This window comes from Amycolatopsis sp. YIM 10 (assembly GCF_009429145.1).
In the GTDB taxonomy this organism is placed as follows: Bacteria; Actinomycetota; Actinomycetes; order Mycobacteriales; family Pseudonocardiaceae; genus Amycolatopsis.
On record NZ_CP045480.1, the window covers coordinates 9,531,977 to 9,549,603 of the forward strand.

Here is a 17,627-nt window from a genome sequence, read left to right on the forward strand (position 1 = left end):
TGTGACCGACGACCGCTGCTACGAGTCGAAGCCGACGTCCATGTACTGGTCCACGTTCTCCTTGGTCACCACGGCCGAGTAGGTGGTGATCTCGGAGGGGATCTCGTGCTCGGCGAGGTCGCCGACGCCCTTCGCCTGCCCGAGCAGCCTGGCCAGCGCGATCGCCGAGGAGGCCATCGACGGGCTGTAGAGCACCGTGGCCTTCACCGGGTTCGCGTCGGACTTGATGTGGTTCATCATGTTCTTCGAGCCGGCGCCGCCGACCATGATGAACTCGCTGCGGTTGGCGTTCTCGATCGCCGCGAGCACCCCGACGCCCTGGTCGTCGTCGTGGTTCCACAGCGCGTCGAGCTTCGATGCCGACTGCAGCAGGTTCGCCGTCTGCGACTCACCGGACTCCGGCGTGAACTGCGCGGAAACCCTTGGGCCCACGGCGAAACCGGCGCGGGTCAGCGCGTCCTTGAAGCCCTGGCTGCGTTCCTGGGTCAGCGGCAGCGAGTCGATGCCTGCCACCTCGCCGATCACCGGCGCGGTGATGTTCTTGGCCTTCATCTGCTGGGCGATGTAGTTGCCCGCGTTGACGCCCATGCGGTAGTTGTCGCCGCCGATCCACAGGCGGTAGGCGAGCGGCGTGTCGAACACGCGGTCCACGTTGATCACCGGGATGCCCGCGTCCATCGCCTGCTGGCCGACGCCGGTCAGCGCCTTGCCGTCGAAGGGCAGGATCACCAGCACGTCCACCTTGGCCGTGATCAGGGTTTCCACCTGGGCGATCTGCTGGTTGACGTCGTTCGTGCCCTCGGTGGGCTTGAAGGTGACGTCGGAGAACTTCTCCGCCTGGGCACGGGCGTTGGTGGTCATCGCGGCCATCCAGCCGTGGTCCGCGGCGGGCGCGGAGAACCCGACGGTGACCATCTTGCCCGGCTGGGCGTTGTCACCGGCGCCCTGCGCCACCGGCTGCGTGCCGTTCTGCGCCTGCGGCTGCTCGTTCGAAGTACAGCCTGCCAGCACCACACCGGCGCCGACCGCACCCGCGCCGAGCAGGAACCCGCGGCGGGCCAGGAAGGACTGCGTCATTGCTCCTCCATTGGTTAGTACTAAGTGGTGCTTCGTTCCCCACGACCGCGGAACCGCAGCAGGACGGCCAGCACGATGATCGCGCCCTTGGCGATGTTCTGGATGTCGGTGTCGAGGTTGTTGAGCGTGAAGATGTTGGACAGCACGGTGAAGATCAGCACCCCGACCAGCGTGCCGATCAGCGAGCCCTTGCCACCGGTGAGCAGCGTGCCGCCGATGACCACCGCGGCGATCGCGTCCAGCTCGTAGAACATGCCGTTGGTGGAGGCACCGGCGGTGGTCCGGGCGACCACCATCAGCGCCGCGACCCCGCAGCACAGCCCGGCCACCGCGTAGACCAAAGCGGTGTGCCGCTTGACGTTGATGCCGGCGAGACGGGCGGCCTCGGCGTTGCCGCCGACGGCGTAGGTGCGGCGGCCGAAGGTGGTCCGGTTGAGCACCACCCAGCCGGCGCCGAAGACCAGCGCGAACATCCAGATCAGCACGGGGATGCCGAGGATGTCGCCGCGGAAGAAGTCGAGGAAGGAGGTCTCGGCGACGACCTGGGTCTTGCGGCCGCTGAGCCGCTCGGCGAGTCCGCGGGCCGAGGCGTACATCGCCAGCGTGGCGATGAACGGCACGACTTTTCCGTACGACACCAGCAATCCGTTGACCAGACCGCAGCCGAGGCCGACCGCCAGGCCGCAGATCACCATCACCACCGGGCCGTAGGACTGGGTGGCCAGGGTGGTCAGCCAGACGCTGGAGAGCGCGACGATCGAGCCGACGGACAGGTCGATGCCGCCGCTGATGATGACGAAGGTCATGCCGACGCTGACCACGCCGATCGCCGCGGCCAGCCGCAGGATGGTGGAGATGTTGCCTTCGGTGAAGAACACCTCGGGGCGGGTGAAGTAGCCGACCAGGCACAGCACCACCAGCACCCCGGTGAGCCCGATCAGCCGGAAGTCCAGCGGGAAGCCGGAGCCGTTCTTCTTGGCCACCGGCGGTGCCGGCGGCGGGTCCGGCTCCGTGTTGATCGGCCGCGATTCGGTCTGTTCGGTCATGCCGCACTCCCCTCGAGGATCAGGTCGAGCACCCCGGCCTCGGTGAGCTCGTTCGCCTGCCGGTCGGCCAGCACCCGGCCTTCGCGGAGGACGAGGACCCGGTCGGCCAGACCGAGTACCTCCGGGATCTCGCTCGAGACCAGCACGATCGCCACGCCGGTCTCGGCCAGTTCGGTGATGAGTTGGTAGAGCTCGGCGCGCGCGCCGACGTCCACCCCGCGGGTCGGTTCGTCGAGCAGCAGCACCCGGCAGCCGCGCACCAGCCAGCGCGCGAGCACCGCCTTCTGCTGGTTGCCGCCGGAGAGCGTGCGCGCGATGCGCCGCGGGTCGGCGGGCCGAAGGTCCAGCCGCTTCAGCGTGTCGCCGGCATCGCGCAGTTCGCGGGCCCGGTCGGTGAAGCCGAACTTGGCGTAGCGCGACAGGCTGGCGAGCGTCACGTTGTGCGACACCGGCAGGTCGAGCAGCAGGCCCTGGCTCTTGCGCTCCTCCGGCGCGAGGCCGATGCCCGCGCGGACCGCGGCGTGCACGCTGCCGTTGCGCACGCTCTTGCCGTCGACGTGCACGGAGCCGGAATCGGCTTTCCGCGCGCCCGCGATGGTTTCCAGCAGTTCGCTGCGCCCGGCGCCGACCAGACCGGCGATGCCGAGCACTTCCCCGGCGTGCACGGAAAGGCCGATCTCCTCGAACTCTCCGCGGCGGGCGAGGCCTTCGACGCGCAGCACCTCGGGCGTGCCTTCGGGACGCGGTTCCCTGGTCGGCCCGAAGACCGTCTCGACGCGACGGCCCGCCATCAGTGCGACCAGCTCCGAGGTCGGTGTGTCGCGGGCATCGAGGTTCTGGGCCACGGTCCGGCCGTCCTTGAGCACGGTCACGCGGTGACCGATGCGCCGCAGCTCCTCGAGGCGGTGGGAGATGTAGACGATCGCGACGCCGTCGGCGGTGAGTTCCTCGACGATCCGGAAGAGGTTGTCCACCTCTTCCCCGGCGAGCGCGGCGGTCGGCTCGTCCATCACCAGCAGGCGGGCGTCGTGCGCGAGCGCGCGGGCCATCGAGACCAGCTGCTGCGCGGCGGCCGACAGCCGTCCGACCTCGGTGCCCGGGTGGATCTCGGGGTGGCCGAGGCGAGTCATCAGCCGCTGCGCCTGCGCGCGCTGCTCGGTGACCCTGGTGAAGCCGAAGCGCTGGCGCTCGTGGCCGAGGAAGATGTTCTCCGCGACCGAGAGGCCCGGCACCAGGTCCAGCTCTTGGTACATGGTGGCGATGCCGAGGCGCAGCGCGGCCGACGGATTCGCCGGCGAAACCACCTCGCCACGCCAGTGCAGCTCACCCTCGTCGGGCTGGTGCGCGGCGGCGAGCACCTTGATCAGGGTCGACTTGCCCGCCCCGTTCTGGCCGAGCAGGCAGTGCACCTCACCGGGCAGCACCTCCAGGTCGACGCCGTCCAGCGCACGCACGCCGGGAAAGACCTTGACCACGCCGCGCACCGAGAGCAACGGGGAGTCGTTCATCAGGAGACCTCCGATTTCTCCGCGTCGACCTGGCCCGGACCGACCTGGCGAACCTGCTTTTGCCCGCAGAAGCCGTCACCGGTCAGCGGGGCGAGGGTGGGGTCGGCGAAGAGCCGTTCGGTGGCCAGGTGCGCCGCGCCGAGCAGGGCGGCGGAGGTGCCGAGCGTGGACGCGACCACCCGGCAGCGGGTGCCGGGGCCGGTGGAGCGCGAGCCGAGCGCCACCCGGATCGGCTCGACCAGCCATTCGGCGAGTCCGGCGAAATAGCCGCCGAGCACCAGCACCTCGGGGTCGACCAGGTCCACCACGGTGGCGAGCGCGGTGCTCAACGCGGTGCCGAGGTCGTGCACGGCGGCCGCGGCGCGCTGGTCGCCACCGCGGATGCGGTCGCGCAGCGCGGTCACCCTGGCGTCGACGCCGAGCGCGGGGTCGTGCAGCGGGTCAGGCGGGCTGGCGGCGGCACGCAGCAGAGCGGGAAAGCCCGCCTTGGTCTCCAGGCAGCCGGTGCGACCGCAGGAGCAGGCGTCCCCGACGGCGTCGATGGTGATGTGCCCGATTTCGCCCGCGAAACCTCGTGACCCGCGCAGGACCACACCGCCGGAGACGAGTCCGCCGCCGACGCCGATGCCGCCGCTGAGGTAGAACAGCTCGCGCACGCCGGGACCTTCGAGGACCTCGGCGAACGCGCCGAGGTTGGCTTCGTTCTCGATGACGACCCCGGCGAGGTCGACGCCGAGGCGGGCGGCGATGAGGTCGGCGAGCCCGGCGTCGCGCCAGCGCAGCGCCGGGGCGAACCGGAGGACCTGGGAGTCGGTGTCGACCAGGCCGGGGACCGACACCGCGACCCCGATGGGCGGGCCGTCGAGGTCGGCGCAGACGGCTTCGGCCAGGGCGGCGAGTTCGTCCATGCCGCGTTCGAGCCCGAGCTGGGCCACGTCGGCGACGCTCGCGCGGCTGGCCAGCGGCACGCCGGCGAGGTCCATGCTCATCGCGGAGAAGCCGTCGGCCTCCACCCGCAATGCGAGCCCGTATGCGGCCTCGCCGCGGAGTTCGACCAGCTGACTGGGCCTGCCGTGCCCGCCGTTGCGGAGCCCGGCCGGGCGGACCAGGCCGCGGTCGGCGAGTTCGGTGACGAGGCTGGAGACGGTGGCCTTGTAGAGACCGGAGTGGGCGGCCAGCTGCGACCGCGAGCGCGGCCCGCGCCGGAGCGCGCGAAGAAGGCCGGCGAGGTTCGCCGTGCGCTGGCTGATCTGCTCAGCCTGCACGCTCACGCCCATGGCCACCTTGCCTTCACTTTGTAGTGTCGCCAGCGAAAGTAAGGTGGCAAAGTTCACTCGTCAAGGTGAAGAACACGCCATCTTTTGTCAATCCACCCGTTTAGACCAGCCTCCCGCATACCTACTTTCGCTCACAGCGTTCAAAAGCATGTACGCCGCTGCCGTTTCCCACTTCTGCGAGAAGAAGCAGGAAACTAACCCACGGTCACGCCGAACCCCGCAAACGATCACCAGGCGTGACGAGTCCGGACAACATGCTTCTGCGGGCAAAAGCAGGTTCCCCAGGTCAGGAGCGGCAGGTCGGGAGGGGGTTCGTCAGGAGGAGAGGGCGAAGGCGCGGTCCGCCGCGGACCAGGCGGCGCCGATGACGCCCGCGGTGTCGCCGAGTTCGGAGAGCACGATCGGCAGGTTCCCGGTGGCCAGCGGCAGCGAGCGCCGGTAGACCGCGCTCCGCACCTCCGCCAGCAGCTGGTGCCCCAGCTGCGCCACCCCGCCGCCGATCACCACCATGCCCGGGTTGATGAAGCTGACCAGCGAGGCGACCACCTGTCCCAGCCGACGGCCGCCGTCGCGGATCAGGTTGACCGCGCCGAAGTCACCCGAGGCGGCCGCGAGGCCCACGTCGTGCGCGTTCACCTCACCCCGCTCGGCGAGCACCCCGGCCAGGAACGCCGACCGGCCGCTGCGCGCCAGCGTGAGCGCGTCGCGCGCGAGTGCCGAGCCGCCGAAGTACGCCTCCAGGCAGCCGACCTCACCGCAGGCGCACGTCGGTCCGTAATCGTCGAGCCGGATGTGCCCGATGTCCCCCGCCGTGCCCGCCACCCCGCGGTAGACCTTCCCGCCCAGCACGATGCCGCAGCCGATCCCGGTGCCGACCTTCACGAAGATCAGGTCGTCCAGCGAGCGCGCCACCCCGGAGTGCCGCTCGCCGAGCGCCATCGCGTTCACGTCGTTGTCCACCGCGACCGGGCAGTGCAACAGCCCGCCGAGGTGGTCCCGCACGGCGAACCGGTCCCAGCCGGGCATGATCGGCGGCGCCACCGGCATGCCTTCGGCGAAGCTCACCGGTCCCGGCAGGCCGATCCCGGCGGCGAGCAACCGGCCCGGCGCCTCATTGCGCACTTTCTCCGTCAACTCGACCACGCGGCTCAGCACCGCGTGCGGGCCCTGCCGGATGTCGCAGTCCTCGACCGTGTACGCGAGCACCTCGCACGCCGCGTCGGTGACCGCGACGCCGACCGAGGTCGCGCCGACGTCCACACCGAGAATGCGGAGATCCCCCGCCAGCCGCAGCAGTGTCGACCGCCGCCCGCCCCGGCTCGCCGACGGACCGGCCACCTCGACCAGCCCCAGCTCCCCCAGCCGGGTCACTTCGGCGGCGACCCGCGCCCGCGGCAGTTCCAGCCGCTCGCCCAGCTCCACCCGGGACATCGGGCCCTCGTCCCGCAACAGGGCCAGCAGTTCGGTCTGATGACGGGTCTCGATCATCGGCTGTCCCTTGGTGGATCCGCTGCTCACCGCAGCAGCCTAGAACCTGTGGACACAATTCGGTCGATCGCTGGGCGGCACTGCTCCATTTGTACGACAATCGGCCGCGTCAGGCAGCGCTGAGAATATCTGGGGGACGACCCCAGACCCCGGAAGCAGCTGGAGGGGCCATGTCCGCGGAATTCGACCAACTCGTCGCGAAGTTCGAGGAGTTCCAGGCAGGCCTCAAGAACGTGGACGACCGGCTGGCGAACATCGGGGACATGCAGGCCGAGATCGGCGAACTCGAAGCCACCGCCAGCTCGCCGGACCGGTCGGTGACCGTGGTCGCCGGACCGGGTGGTTCGGTGAAGGAAATCCGGCTCACCGAAGAAGCCATGCGCCAGCGGCCACAGGCCCTTTCGGCCGCGCTCATGCAGACCCTCCAGGCCGCCGTCGCCGAATCCGCGCGCAAGCAGGCGGTAATCGTCGACGCCCACATGGGTGGTGAACTCGGTGCCACCGAACGGGTGCTGGAAACCCAGGCCGAACTTTTCGGAACCACACCGGAGGCGCTGCGGTCCAAGCTCGCGGAAGAAGAACCCGCACCGGCCCGGCGCCCGCGTGACGAGCACGAGGACTTCTCGGAGCAGACGTTCCTCAGCGCCACCGACGAGCCGCAGCGGCCGGGGCCGTCGCAATCCGGTGGCGGATCCCAGGGTGACGCGTTCCTGAAGAACCTGTTCGAGGAGGACGACCGCTGATGCCGGACGGAAGCGGCTTCAACGCCAAGCACGAGCGCCTGAAGGACTTCAGCGCGGACCTGACCAAGTACGAGGGCTGGGGCAACGACCTCAAGAGCAAGGTCACCGAATCGGACGTCGCCGACAAGTCCTGGGGGCTGGTCGGGTTGATGACCAAGGACAACTACTCCACCATGCTCGCCGAGCTGAACGACCTGCTCGGCCAGCTCAACGACGGTGTGCTGGCGTTGTCGACCAAGTTCGAGCGCGCGTCGCAGGCCTACCAGTCGACCGACCAGGACTTCGCGAAGGGCTTCAGCGACCTGCTGAACGAGATCAACACGGGCGGTTCGGCGTCGGGGGGCGGCAATGGCTGAGACCACGAAGACCAGCGAGTACGACAAGGGCCTGTCGATCAAGACCGGCGAGAACAACTTCGACCAGGCGATGGGCGCCGCACCGGCCCCGATCAGCAAGGGCTACACGCTGGTCAAGGACGTCAAGGGCGCGTTCGAGAGCAAGGACGCCGGTGACATCGCGCTCGCCGCGGGCACGGTCATCACCGACACCACCGGCTTCATCCAGTCCATCGGCAGCACCGCGCAGGAGATCGCCACCGACCCGATCGGCTGGCTGGTCGGGCAGGGGCTGAGCTTCCTGGTCAGCATCTTCCAGCCGCTCGAGGACGCGATCGAGCTGGTCAGCGGGGATCCGGAAGGACTGAGCCAGGGCGCGGGCAACTTCAAGGCCATCGGCGAGAGCATGGTCCGGATGAGCCAGGACCTGGTGAAGAATGCCGACGAAACGCTCCAGGAATGGACCGGCGACGCCAGCGAAGCGGCGAAGAAGCGGCTGGGCGAGTTCGCCAGCGGCATCGAGGGCGTCGCGGCGAAGTCCGGCAACGTCAGCGAGATCCTGCAGCTGTCGAGCATGCTGATGACCATCGTCAAGCAGGTCATCATGGCCATCATCACCGAGCTGGTCACCTGGTTGATCACCATCTGGATCCCGGCGCTGGCCGCCGCGGTGCCCACGGCCGGCGCCTCGACCGCCGCCGCCAGCACCGCCTCGGCCGCCAAGGGCGCGAGCAGCGTGTCCAAGGGCAACAAGATCGTGCAGATGCTGCGCAAGCTGCTCGACAAGATCAAGGAGTTCTGGGCGAAGCTCAAGGACAGCCTGGCCAAGGTCAAGGCGGACGGCTTCCTCAAGTCGATCAAGGACAACAAGGCCGCGCTCGACCGGGTCGGCAAGATCGGCCTGGAGAAGGGCGCGGGCTACGGCGAGACGCTCGGCAAGTCCGTGCTGACCGGGCTCAAGGAAGCCGGGATGAAAGGCCTCAAGGAAATTCCGAAGGCCACCGTCGGCATCAACCCGGGCAACTTCGGGGACGGCTCCGGCGACGGCGTCAAACCGGGCGCGATCGTCAACGACCTGTTCGGCAAGGGCATCAGCCACGCCAAGTCGGGCAAGAAGGCGAGCGACGCCGGCGCGATCGGTGACGAGCAGAGCCACGAGGAGACCAGCGACAAGCTGGACATCTGAGCCGATGGCGAACGCGCTGATTTCGGGCACCCTGTTCGCGGCGGCGGTCAGTGGCGGCCTCGTGGTCGGCATCGCCTCCGCCCCGCTGTACGGACGCGCGGTGAAGAACCGCAAACGCCGCGAATTCGACCGGGTGCTGCGGGACCGGGCGGAGGAACCGAGCTTCGGTTCGTTTGTGTACTGGACCTCCGGAAATCTTTTGATGCCCGAGGAGACGGCCGGATTCCGTTATCGCGGGCAGCGGTTCGTCGCTTTCCGGCACACCGTCACCACCCGGCGGATGCAGGGCGATGACCCGGTTCAGGACAAGCAGCCGTACCGCGTGGTGCAGCTGGCGACACCGCCCAGTCCGCGCGTTTCCATCGTGCCGCGGGAGAACGAACGGGACTGGGCGCCGGTCGGCGACCGCACCGGGGACCGGCCGATCACCACGGGCGTCGCCGAATTCGACCAGAAGTACGTGGTCTTCGCCGAGGACGAGGCCTTCGCCAAAGCTGCTTTACCCCGCGAAAGCCTGCGCTGGCTGCTGGCCAGGAAGCTGAGCACGCCGATCATGCTCGGCGACGGGGTGCTCAGCAGTGAAACGCCTGGTGAGCTGGATTCGAACGTGTTGCGCTACGCCGACATCCTGGTCGAGCTGGCGCACCGAATGCCGCCGCTGCGTGTGGTCGGGCAGACCGCGCCGGGGGCGGAGAGCGCGGCGATCCGGCCGGGTGCGCTGGAGCGCGTGCTGCTGGTGTTGCTGGTGCTGGGGTTCCTGCCGCTGCTGGCGACGCTGGTGGTCATCGGCGCGGTGGCGTTCGTGAACTCGGTCGCGTACTTCTTCGGCGCGGACGGCCGGGTGCTCGCCGGGGGTGAGCCGCCGTTGCTGCCGTTCCTGGACAGCCAGTGGTACGGCCCGTTCGCCGACTTCGGCACCGCCGCGCAGAGCTTCCTGCTCGGCGCCGTCCTCTTCGGACTGCCGCTGCTCGCCGCGGTGGTCGGCGCGGTGCGGCGATCTCGAGTGTGAGCACCTGCTCCGATTCGACACCACCGCTCCACAACGAGAGCACTGATCTCGATCTTGAGCGCCCGCTCTCGTTGTGGAGCGGCGATCTCAACAGAAAGGCGAAGGCGTGACGTTCAAGGACTACCTGCCCGCCTTCGTGGTCGCCGGCTACGCGCTCGCCGGCCTGCTCGGCTGGCTCCGCGGCAGAATCGGCTTTCGCGGGCAAAAGCCGGTCACCGTGGCGATCTGGATGCTGGTGGTCGCGACCAGCCTGTTCTGGCTGGTCGCGGGCGCCGGGCTGACCGGCACCATCACCGTGCTGGCCATCTTCGTGGTGCTGCCGTTCGCGGTGATCTTCGTGTCCCAGGTACTCGGCCGGGCCCGCCGCCGCCGAGCGGGCGACGAGAACCTGGCCCCGATCTGGCCCGCGGTACTGCTCGCCATCGGCGCTCTGGCCTTCTGCATCCCGGCGGCCAACCTCATCCTGAACGGCCTGTGCAGCCTCGTCGGCCTCGATCACAACGTCGATCTGCTGGTCACCGCCACCGAGGACACCAGCGCCTTCGAGGACGGCGCACCCCGCACGGTCAGCGGCGAGTACCTGCTCGACGGCACCCGGGTCTTCGTCGACCGGTCCTGGTGGTTCGCGTTCGGGCCGTTGCCCGCGGAAGGTGACACCATCGCGGTCTCCGTGGCACCGATGTGGCCGTACTCGATGTACGAGAGCACCTGGTCGACCGTGCTGATGACGTTGTTCGGCGTGGCACTGCTCATCCCCGGGGTCCCGCTCGCCCTGCTGGCCCTGCGCGAGCGCGGCAAGGTGGCGTGAACCCCGGGGACGCGGGGGTCAGTTCGGGATGAGGTTGTTCGGGGCCTTCACCACCGACTGCACCAGACCGAGCACCGGAACGCCCAGCGGCGCGAAGGTCCAGATGTTGTTCAGCTCGCTGGTGTCCGGTTCGTCGACGATCACCGGGTCGGCCTGTGCCGGCGCGGCGACGCCGACCAGCGCGATACCGGACAGCACGGCCGCGGCCACCCCGCGGGCGATGGACTTCCTCATGACTTCCTCCTTGTGATCAGGCGCCGACCAGCTTGAGCAGGTCGAACACCGGGGCCAGCCCACCGGGGATCCCGATGGTGGGGTCGAGCACCGAACCGAGGTCCACGCCCGGCAGCACCCAGATCGGCGTGCTCTCCGCGGCGGAGGCGACCCCGCCCGCGGCACCGGAGAACGCCGCCACGGCGGCGCCGGTCACCAGCACTCGCGAAACCAGTTTTTTCATTTCTCCTCCAAGGAAAAGCCGTGCTCAGGTGAGCAGCGGCAGGCTCACCGGGACCACGGTTGCCTTCGGCACCCACTGCCCGGCCAGCTCTTCGGTCATCGGCATGCCCGGCGCGTGCGCCTCGCCGGGTCCCATCGGCATCACCGTCACCTGGGCGGCGGCGTAGATCTGCACCTCACCCGCGACGGACTGCGTGCCCAGCCAGGACTGGAACCCGGCCATGGTGGGACTTTCGCCGCCGAAGGCGTTCCCGACGGCGACCGCGTAGCTCACCGGCAACTGCTCCCGCGGGTCGAACCGCAGCGGCACCGAGGTGGTGGTCACCGAGGTCGCCAGCGGGGTGTTGAGCAGCCACGGGGCGAGGTAGAGCCCGTGCGCGTAGACCGGGCTCTCCGCCTGTTGCGCACCGGCGGTGGTCAGCGCGCGGTGCGCCTCGGCCCAGCCGGAGACCGCGACCAGCGCGTTCTCCGGCTGCTGGTCGTCATCGATCCGCAGCTGCGCGGCGGCCGCCGCCTCCCGCACCACCCCGGCCGCCGCCACCCCGCGCGGGGAGTCGTCGGCCTTCAGCGTGATTCCCTTGGCACCGCGGGAATCCAGGAAGGTCACCAGTTTGCGCAGGGCGTCAGCGTCCTCCGTGGACAGTGCGTCGGCCGGACACGAGCCGAGCTCGTCGCGGCGGCCGGTGATCAACCCGCCGAGCGCGGCACTGGCGCATTCGGGGCCGTCGACCCCGGCGGCCAGTGCCGGGCCCGGCTGATCGCCGGTGTCCACGTCCACCGAGGTTTCCGCCGACCCGGTGCGCAGCAGCACCTCGCCGCGCCCGGCGGGCAGGTCGATCTCCGCCCAGGTCCCCTCGGCCCCGGCCCGGGGCAGCGCCCGGACCGGCGTGCCACCGGGCACCTGGACGTCGAGCTGATCCCCCGCGCCGGCCGGGAAGTGCACCAGGTTGCGCCCCGGCCGTTGCGGGCTGATCAGCAGCGGCACCCGCTGCCCGCCGAGCGACGCCTCACCGAGCACCGGCACGCCGGGGATCGGCAGCTCGGCGGGCCGCGGAATCGCCGCCAGCGCGCTGAAGGCGACAAAGCCCGCCACGATGCCCACCGTGCCGTAGCGGTAGATCCGGCCGGGCCGGATCGCCGCCGCGACCGTGACCAGCAACGGCAAGACCACCACCACCAGCAACGCGATGCCGAACGCGCTCTCGTGGACACGGCGGTCGAAGCCGATGCCGGAGGTGGCCAGGCGCACCGCACCGGCGAGCACGAGCAGCCCGCCGAGCGCGAGCGACAACGGCCCCGGCCGCAGGGAATCGGTGCGCAGCTGGTCCGCCGGGACGGCCACGGAGAGCACCGTGACCCCGAACCACGCGACCGCGGCGGCCACGTAGACGGTGTCGACGGCGAATTCCACTCCGGACCGCCCGGCGGCGGTTTCCACCACCAGCAACAGGATCAGTGCCGCCGACAGCCAGCGGGCCGGACCCGGCCTGCCCAGTGCCGACGGCACCGCGAGCACCAGGACCACGTGCACCGCGGCGCCCACCACGTTGATCTCCAGCACCGGCACCGAAACCGCGGCCAGCACGGCCGAAACCGCGGCGAGCACCCAGGTGAACACCGTCACGCGGAGCGGGAGCCGGTCCGCCAGCGGGCGCAGCAGCCCGGTTCCGGCGACAAAGGCCGTGCCGAGCAGCAGCACCAGCCGGAGCAGCAGCGCGGCGGTGTCGGCCCCGGCCGACCCGGTGACGCCGATGTGCGAGTGGTCCATGGCCCTACTTCACATCCGCGTCGGCGATCACGAACAACTCCGAGTGCGGTTTGGCGTTGCCGAACGACCCGTGCGGCCAGTCCTTCCGGTTGAAGTTGATGCCGACCTGACCGGAGAACTCGTCCTTGAAGTCGTTGTCCACGCTGACCTTGCCGTCCGGACCGAGGTTCAGCATGTTGACCTTGTGGTCACCGTCCAAACCGGACCGCGCGACGAAGTAGTTCGACACCGCGATCCGCTCCGGCGACTTGGTCTCGTGGTAGAAACCGTCGTCGCCGAGCTTGAAGTTGTCGTAGGCACCCCAGTGCGGACCCGCGGCCGGCTGGCCGGGATTGATCGGCGCGGCGCCCGCGACGGTCGGGCAGTCGCTTTCCGCGCCACCCGTCTGCGCTTCGGCCAGCGTGTCGATCTTGCACTTGAAGTCGGTGCCCGCGGCCAGCAGCTTCTGGATGTCCAGCACGTAGACACCACCGGTGGTGCCGGGATCGTTCGGCCCCAGCGAACCCTTGCCACGCCCGGAAATCGCGCGGTACAGGTACTTGTCGTCGGGGCTGGTCTGGATCCAGCCACCGTTCGAGCCACCACCGTTGGAGTCGTTGCCGGCGTGGATCGCCTTGTTGGCGGCCCCGTCGTCGAACACCTCGACCCACTTCGGTTCCTTGGCGGTGATGTCCGGCGTGTAGTGCACCGCGCCGCCCTGCATGGTCTGGGCGAACGCGCCCTTGTGGCCGGGCAGGTTGGTCACCGTCGTCTCCATCACCGCGCGGCTCTCGGCGTGCAGCGGGTCCGCCGGATCGGCGCGGGGGCCGTCCTGCAGGTAGGAGACCGCCTTCAGCTTCGGGTTGTCCCGCTCGGTGATGTCCCAGGTCCGCACGGTCGGGCGCCGCAGGTACGGCGACGGCTGCTTCACCGGGTCGAGAATGATGTTGCGTGGTTCGGCGTAGTCACTGGTGACCAGCGTGTTCAGGTCCTCGCGGGCCTGGATGCCGTGCGGGTTGGCACAGGTCGGTTTCCCGAGCTGTGGCAGGTTCGCGCACAGCTTCGCGTTGTCACCCTGCGGCGTCGCCGCCGACGTCTGCGACAGCACCTTGCCGGTCTGGTCGAACCGGACCAGCGCGCCGGGACTGCCGGCGAACCCGTTGCCGACGGCGACCTGCCCGTTGGCGTAGGCGTACGGGCCAGGCACCACCGGACCGCCCATGTAGGTGCCGTAGGCGGTGCCGTCCTTGAGCGTCCAGTACGCGTCGGGCACCGATCCACCGAGCGTGTTGGTCGGCAGGCTGATGCCCTTGAGCTTCAGTTCCGGCAACGCACTCACGTCGAATGCGTACGTCGCCGCGGCGAACAACGCGCCCGCGTAGATCGTGTCGCCCTTGTGCCACACGTACTGCATGTGGTGCGGCTCGTTCTCCACCAGCGGCCCGACGGTGGCGGTGTTGACCACCTTTCCGTAGGTGCTCGAACCTTCGGTCGCGTCGATCACGGCCAGGAAATCGGGGCCGGGCAAGGCATTGGTCACCTTGCCGAGACCACCGGCGAGCGAACCCGGCAGGTTCTTCACGTCCTTGACCACCGTGTCGGCGATGTTTTCGTCACCGGCCCAGACGAGCAGCCACTTCTTGCGCTGCTCACCTTCGGCGCGCGCGGTTTTCTGGCCGCCCACCAGGTGGTTCTTCACCCAGTACTGCTTGCCGTCCGAAGCCGTTTTGGCATCGGTGAAGGTCTGCACGTCGGCATAGGCCTCGGTGCTCGACCCCTGGTAGGTGACCGCGCCGACGGCGAGCACGCCCGCCAGTGCGCCGATCACGAGTTTTCGCCATCGAGGCGAAGTGGACAGCATGGATCAACCCCTATTCCTTCCGAATTGTGAATTCGAAAAATCACCCGCGGGAAAACACGCGGGTCAAGAGTGAGAAGGAGAGGAAATCAGGAAGCCGGACAGAGCGCGCTGGCTTGCTGGCGCAGGTCGACGTGCAAACGCCCGACCAGTGCGACTCGAATGGACATGCCCGGAATGTTCGCGGCACCCCCTGGGGGTGTCAATCAGGTGATCAAAGGATGGGACGCCACCGGAGGGAGCGGCTTTCCCGCCGTTCAGGGCAGCCCGGCCGCCTTTTCGGCCCCTTTGCTGCGCCGAACGGGCGAACTGTTCCCAGAGTCCGGACTGGGCCATCTGCCGGGCGCTCACCCCCGGTGACCGCCACCGGCACCAGGTCACCAGTCCCGTTATTCTTTCGTTACGGATTTTCCGGAACTCCGCCGCCCCGGCGCTGTTACCAAGAGCGCATGTCGCACATCCTCCGCAAGGTGCTCGCCGCCGCGGCGGCCGTTCTGGTCTCCGGCGCCACCTTCGCCGCGCCCGCTTCGGCGGCCCCGTCCCGTCCGTTCGTCGTGCTGAAGGACTTCGCCCCGACCATCCAGCACGACATCCGGTACTACGGCCCGCACAACTTCGTCGGCACGAAGGTCGACGGCTACCGCGAACCGCTGTGCATCCTCACCCGCCCGGCCGCCGAAGCGCTGCGGCGCGTGCAGTGGAAGATGCTCAGCCGCGGGTACACGCTGAAGGTCTACGACTGCTTCCGCCCGCAGCGCGCGGTCGACCACTTCGTGCGCTGGGCCAAGGACCTCGAAGACGAGAAGATGAAGCCCGAGTTCTATCCGAACGTGGCCAAGGACCGGCTGTTCGCCGACGGCTACATCGCGGAGAAGTCGGGCCACAGCCGGGGAAGCACGGTCGACCTGACCGTGGTGAAGCTGCCGCCGCGGCACCAGCGGCCGTACGTGCCCGGTGAACCGCTCGTGCCGTGCACCGCGCCGGCCGGCGAGCGCTTCCCCGACAACTCGGTGGACATGGGCACCGGTTTCGACTGCTTCGACACGCTCTCGCACACGGCGAACCCGCTGATCACCGGCCAGGCGCGCGAGCACCGCGACCTGCTGGTGAACGCCATGGCCGAGGCCGGATTCCGGAACCTGGCCGAGGAATGGTGGCACTTCACCCTCAACGACGAGCCGTATCCGGACACCTACTTCGACTTCCCGGTCTCCCGGAAGTCGGTGTACCAGCCCTAGATCCAGCCGTGATCGCGGGCGATGCGGGCGGCCTGGCCGCGGCTGCGCGCGCCCAGCTTCGCCATCGCCGACGAGGTGTAGTTGCGCACGGTGCCCGCCGACAGGTGCATCACCCGCGCGATCTCGGTGGCCGTGGTGGTGTCGTCGACCAGGCGCAGCACGTCCAGCTCGCGATCGGTCAGCGGGCAGTCGACCTCGGCGATCGCGTCGGCGGCGAACTCGGGGTCGACGTACCGCAGTCCTGAGTGGACTCGCCGGATCACGTCGGCGAGCAGCGACGCGGGTGCGGTTTTCGCCAGGAAACCCTTGGCACCGGAGGAAAGCGCCTGCCGCAGCACTCCCGGCCGCGCGTGCCGGGTGAGCATCACCGCGCGCACCGCCGGGTGGGCGGTGGCGATCCGGTCGAGCACGGCGAGGCCGTCGAGCACCGGCATCTCGTGGTCCACCACGAGCACGTCCGGCCGGTGCTCGGCGACCGCGGCCAGCGCCGCGGCCCCGTCCGGCACCCCGGCCACCACGGTCAGGTCCGGCTCCAGGTTGAGCAGCGACTCGATGGCCTGCCGGGTCAGCTGCTCGTCGTCGGCGAGCACGATGCGGATCACCTGGGCACCTCCGCCCGCACTTCGAAGGCATTGCCGTGGGGTTCGGCGCTGAACTCGCCGCCCGCTTCGGTGATGCGCCGGTTCAGCCCGCGCAGGCCCGAACCTTCGCGGCCGTCCTCCCGCATCGGCGCGACACCGTCGTTGCGCACGTGCAGCACCGCCCGGTCGCGGCGGATTTCCAGGCGCACCAGGCAATGGGTTGCGTCGGAGTGCCGGAGCAGATTGGTCACCGCCTCGCGGAGGACCCGGCCGAGCAGCTCGCCGGCCTCGGCACCGAGCCGTGCCGGGTCACCGGTGAACTGCCACCGGATGCCCGCCGATTCGAGCAGTCCGCGCGCCCCGGCCATCTCGATCACCAGCTCGGTGGACCGCCTGCCCTGCACCAGCGCGCGCACGTCGTGCACCGCGCCCCTGGCCAGCCGCTGCACCTCGTTGAGTTCGGCGCGGGACCGCTCGGGATCGACCTCGCTGAGCCTGCTGGCCAGCTCGCTCTTCAGCGACACGACTTCCAGCGCGTGCCCGAGGATGTCGTGCAGGTCTTCGGCGAGGCGCAGCCGTTCCTTGGTGGTGGCCAGTTCCGCCGCGTCGAGCCGGGCCTTCTCCAGTTCCAGGGTGAGCGTCCACTGCCGGAGCAGCAACACCTCGGCGTAGGTCATCAGCAGGGTCAGCACGAAGGTCATCACCGCCTGTCCCGGCACGCCGGACTGGCCGCTGACCAGCATGGTCACCGCCGCGGTGAGTCCCATCAGCGCCGCGAAGCCGACGCCGAAGCGCCAGCCCGCTTCGGGGAACCTCCCGATCAGCAGGTCGTGCCCGATCAGTCCGGCCGCCAGCGCCCACACCGCGCCGCGGCCGTCGATGCCGAACGCGGCGACCAGCAGCCCGCCCGCGAGAACCGTGAGCACCCCGGCCTGCCACCACGGCATCCGGCCGATCGGGCCGTCGATCGAGCGCACCGTCCAGTACCAATGCCCGAGTCCGGCCAGCGCCAGCCCGGCCACCAGGACCGCCAGGCGCACCGCGTCCGGCCGCTCCCGCGCCTCGGCCAGCAGCAGCACACTGCCGACCGCGAGCATCGTGAACACGATGTTGTACCGGGTGTAGCGGCGCAACGATTCGAGGGCGGCCTGATCCCGCCCCTTCACCCGCCACCTGATTCCGCGCACCGGCTCACACTAACCACAGATGACACCTGTCACGTCCCGCGCGTAGAACCGTCATCGGCACCGGTGACAGCGACGACTGGGTA

17 protein-coding genes are annotated in these 17,627 nt (G+C 69.6%); 6 read left to right on the forward strand and 11 right to left on the reverse strand.

What is annotated here, in order from left to right; genetic code table 11:
* Positions 1–18: 18 nt before the first annotated feature.
* From YIM_RS44175 to YIM_RS44195, 5 genes are all read right to left on the reverse strand, one after another.
* On the reverse strand, positions 19–1,077 hold the full coding sequence (locus YIM_RS44175) for a substrate-binding domain-containing protein (RefSeq protein WP_153036012.1): 1,059 nt from the start codon (positions 1,075–1,077) through the stop codon (positions 19–21).
* 20 nt (positions 1,078–1,097) lie between these two features.
* Entirely contained in the window at positions 1,098–2,123 is a 1,026-nt protein-coding gene (locus tag YIM_RS44180; protein WP_153036013.1) for an ABC transporter permease, read from the reverse strand.
* On the reverse strand, positions 2,120–3,631 hold the full coding sequence (locus YIM_RS44185) for a sugar ABC transporter ATP-binding protein (RefSeq protein WP_153036014.1): 1,512 nt from the start codon (positions 3,629–3,631) through the stop codon (positions 2,120–2,122). The genes YIM_RS44180 and YIM_RS44185 overlap by 4 nt, the downstream gene beginning before the upstream one ends.
* Positions 3,631–4,908, reverse strand: coding sequence for an ROK family transcriptional regulator (locus YIM_RS44190; RefSeq protein WP_153036015.1), 1,278 nt, complete (start codon positions 4,906–4,908; stop codon positions 3,631–3,633). The genes YIM_RS44185 and YIM_RS44190 overlap by 1 nt, the downstream gene beginning before the upstream one ends.
* A 315-nt stretch (positions 4,909–5,223) precedes the next feature.
* On the reverse strand, positions 5,224–6,396 hold the full coding sequence (locus YIM_RS44195; protein ID WP_194240380.1) for an ROK family transcriptional regulator: 1,173 nt from the start codon (positions 6,394–6,396) through the stop codon (positions 5,224–5,226).
* Positions 6,397–6,566: 170 nt separating this feature from the next.
* Between YIM_RS44195 and YIM_RS44200 the strand changes: the two genes are divergently transcribed.
* The 5 genes from YIM_RS44200 to YIM_RS44220 all read left to right on the forward strand — a co-directional run bounded on the left by YIM_RS44200 (position 6,567) and on the right by YIM_RS44220 (position 10,477).
* A complete protein-coding gene (locus YIM_RS44200; RefSeq protein ID WP_153036017.1) occupies positions 6,567–7,139 on the forward strand; it encodes a YbaB/EbfC family nucleoid-associated protein in 573 nt (190 codons plus the stop codon).
* Complete coding sequence (locus YIM_RS44205) at positions 7,139–7,495, forward strand: ESX-1 secretion-associated protein (protein WP_153036018.1); 357 nt, start codon at positions 7,139–7,141, stop codon at positions 7,493–7,495. Before YIM_RS44200 ends, YIM_RS44205 begins: the two co-directional genes overlap by 1 nt.
* The gene (locus YIM_RS44210) at positions 7,488–8,660 is read left to right on the forward strand and encodes a WXG100 family type VII secretion target (protein WP_153036019.1); all 1,173 of its coding nucleotides are present in this window, start codon (positions 7,488–7,490) and stop codon (positions 8,658–8,660) included. The genes YIM_RS44205 and YIM_RS44210 overlap by 8 nt, the downstream gene beginning before the upstream one ends.
* 4 nt (positions 8,661–8,664) lie before the next feature.
* On the forward strand, positions 8,665–9,669 hold the full coding sequence (locus tag YIM_RS44215; protein WP_153036020.1) for a hypothetical protein: 1,005 nt from the start codon (positions 8,665–8,667) through the stop codon (positions 9,667–9,669).
* Between the two features lie 106 nt (positions 9,670–9,775).
* Positions 9,776–10,477 (forward strand): hypothetical protein, encoded by a 702-nt coding sequence (locus YIM_RS44220; protein WP_153036021.1) that lies wholly within the window; start codon positions 9,776–9,778, stop codon positions 10,475–10,477.
* An 18-nt stretch (positions 10,478–10,495) separates the two neighbouring features.
* On the opposite strand, the gene YIM_RS44225 is transcribed toward YIM_RS44220, so the two are convergent.
* Genes YIM_RS44225 through YIM_RS44240 form a run of 4 tightly spaced genes read right to left on the reverse strand, consistent with a single transcriptional unit; the run spans position 10,496 to position 14,541 of the window.
* Positions 10,496–10,711, reverse strand: a complete 216-nt coding sequence (locus tag YIM_RS44225) for a hypothetical protein (RefSeq protein WP_153036022.1) — start codon at positions 10,709–10,711, stop codon at positions 10,496–10,498.
* A gap of 16 nt (positions 10,712–10,727) precedes the next feature.
* Positions 10,728–10,934, reverse strand: coding sequence for a hypothetical protein (locus YIM_RS44230; RefSeq protein ID WP_228004391.1), 207 nt, complete (start codon positions 10,932–10,934; stop codon positions 10,728–10,730).
* Positions 10,935–10,958: 24 nt separating this feature from the next.
* Positions 10,959–12,701, reverse strand: a complete 1,743-nt coding sequence (locus YIM_RS44235; protein WP_153036023.1) for a hypothetical protein — start codon at positions 12,699–12,701, stop codon at positions 10,959–10,961.
* A gap of 4 nt (positions 12,702–12,705) precedes the next feature.
* Entirely contained in the window at positions 12,706–14,541 is a 1,836-nt protein-coding gene (locus tag YIM_RS44240; protein ID WP_194239952.1) for a hypothetical protein, read from the reverse strand.
* A gap of 446 nt (positions 14,542–14,987) precedes the next feature.
* On the opposite strand from YIM_RS44240, the gene YIM_RS44250 reads away from it, so the two are divergent.
* A complete protein-coding gene (locus tag YIM_RS44250; protein ID WP_153036024.1) occupies positions 14,988–15,776 on the forward strand; it encodes a M15 family metallopeptidase in 789 nt (262 codons plus the stop codon).
* Here the strand turns inward: YIM_RS44250 and YIM_RS44255 are convergent.
* Positions 15,773–16,378 carry a DNA-binding response regulator gene (locus tag YIM_RS44255; protein WP_153036025.1) on the reverse strand — a complete coding sequence of 202 codons (606 nt, stop codon included), beginning with the start codon at positions 16,376–16,378 and terminating at the stop codon, positions 15,773–15,775. The genes YIM_RS44250 and YIM_RS44255 overlap by 4 nt on opposite strands.
* Positions 16,375–17,544, reverse strand: coding sequence for a sensor histidine kinase (locus YIM_RS44260; protein ID WP_153036026.1), 1,170 nt, complete (start codon positions 17,542–17,544; stop codon positions 16,375–16,377). The genes YIM_RS44255 and YIM_RS44260 overlap by 4 nt, the downstream gene beginning before the upstream one ends.
* Positions 17,545–17,627: the final 83 nt, after the last annotated feature.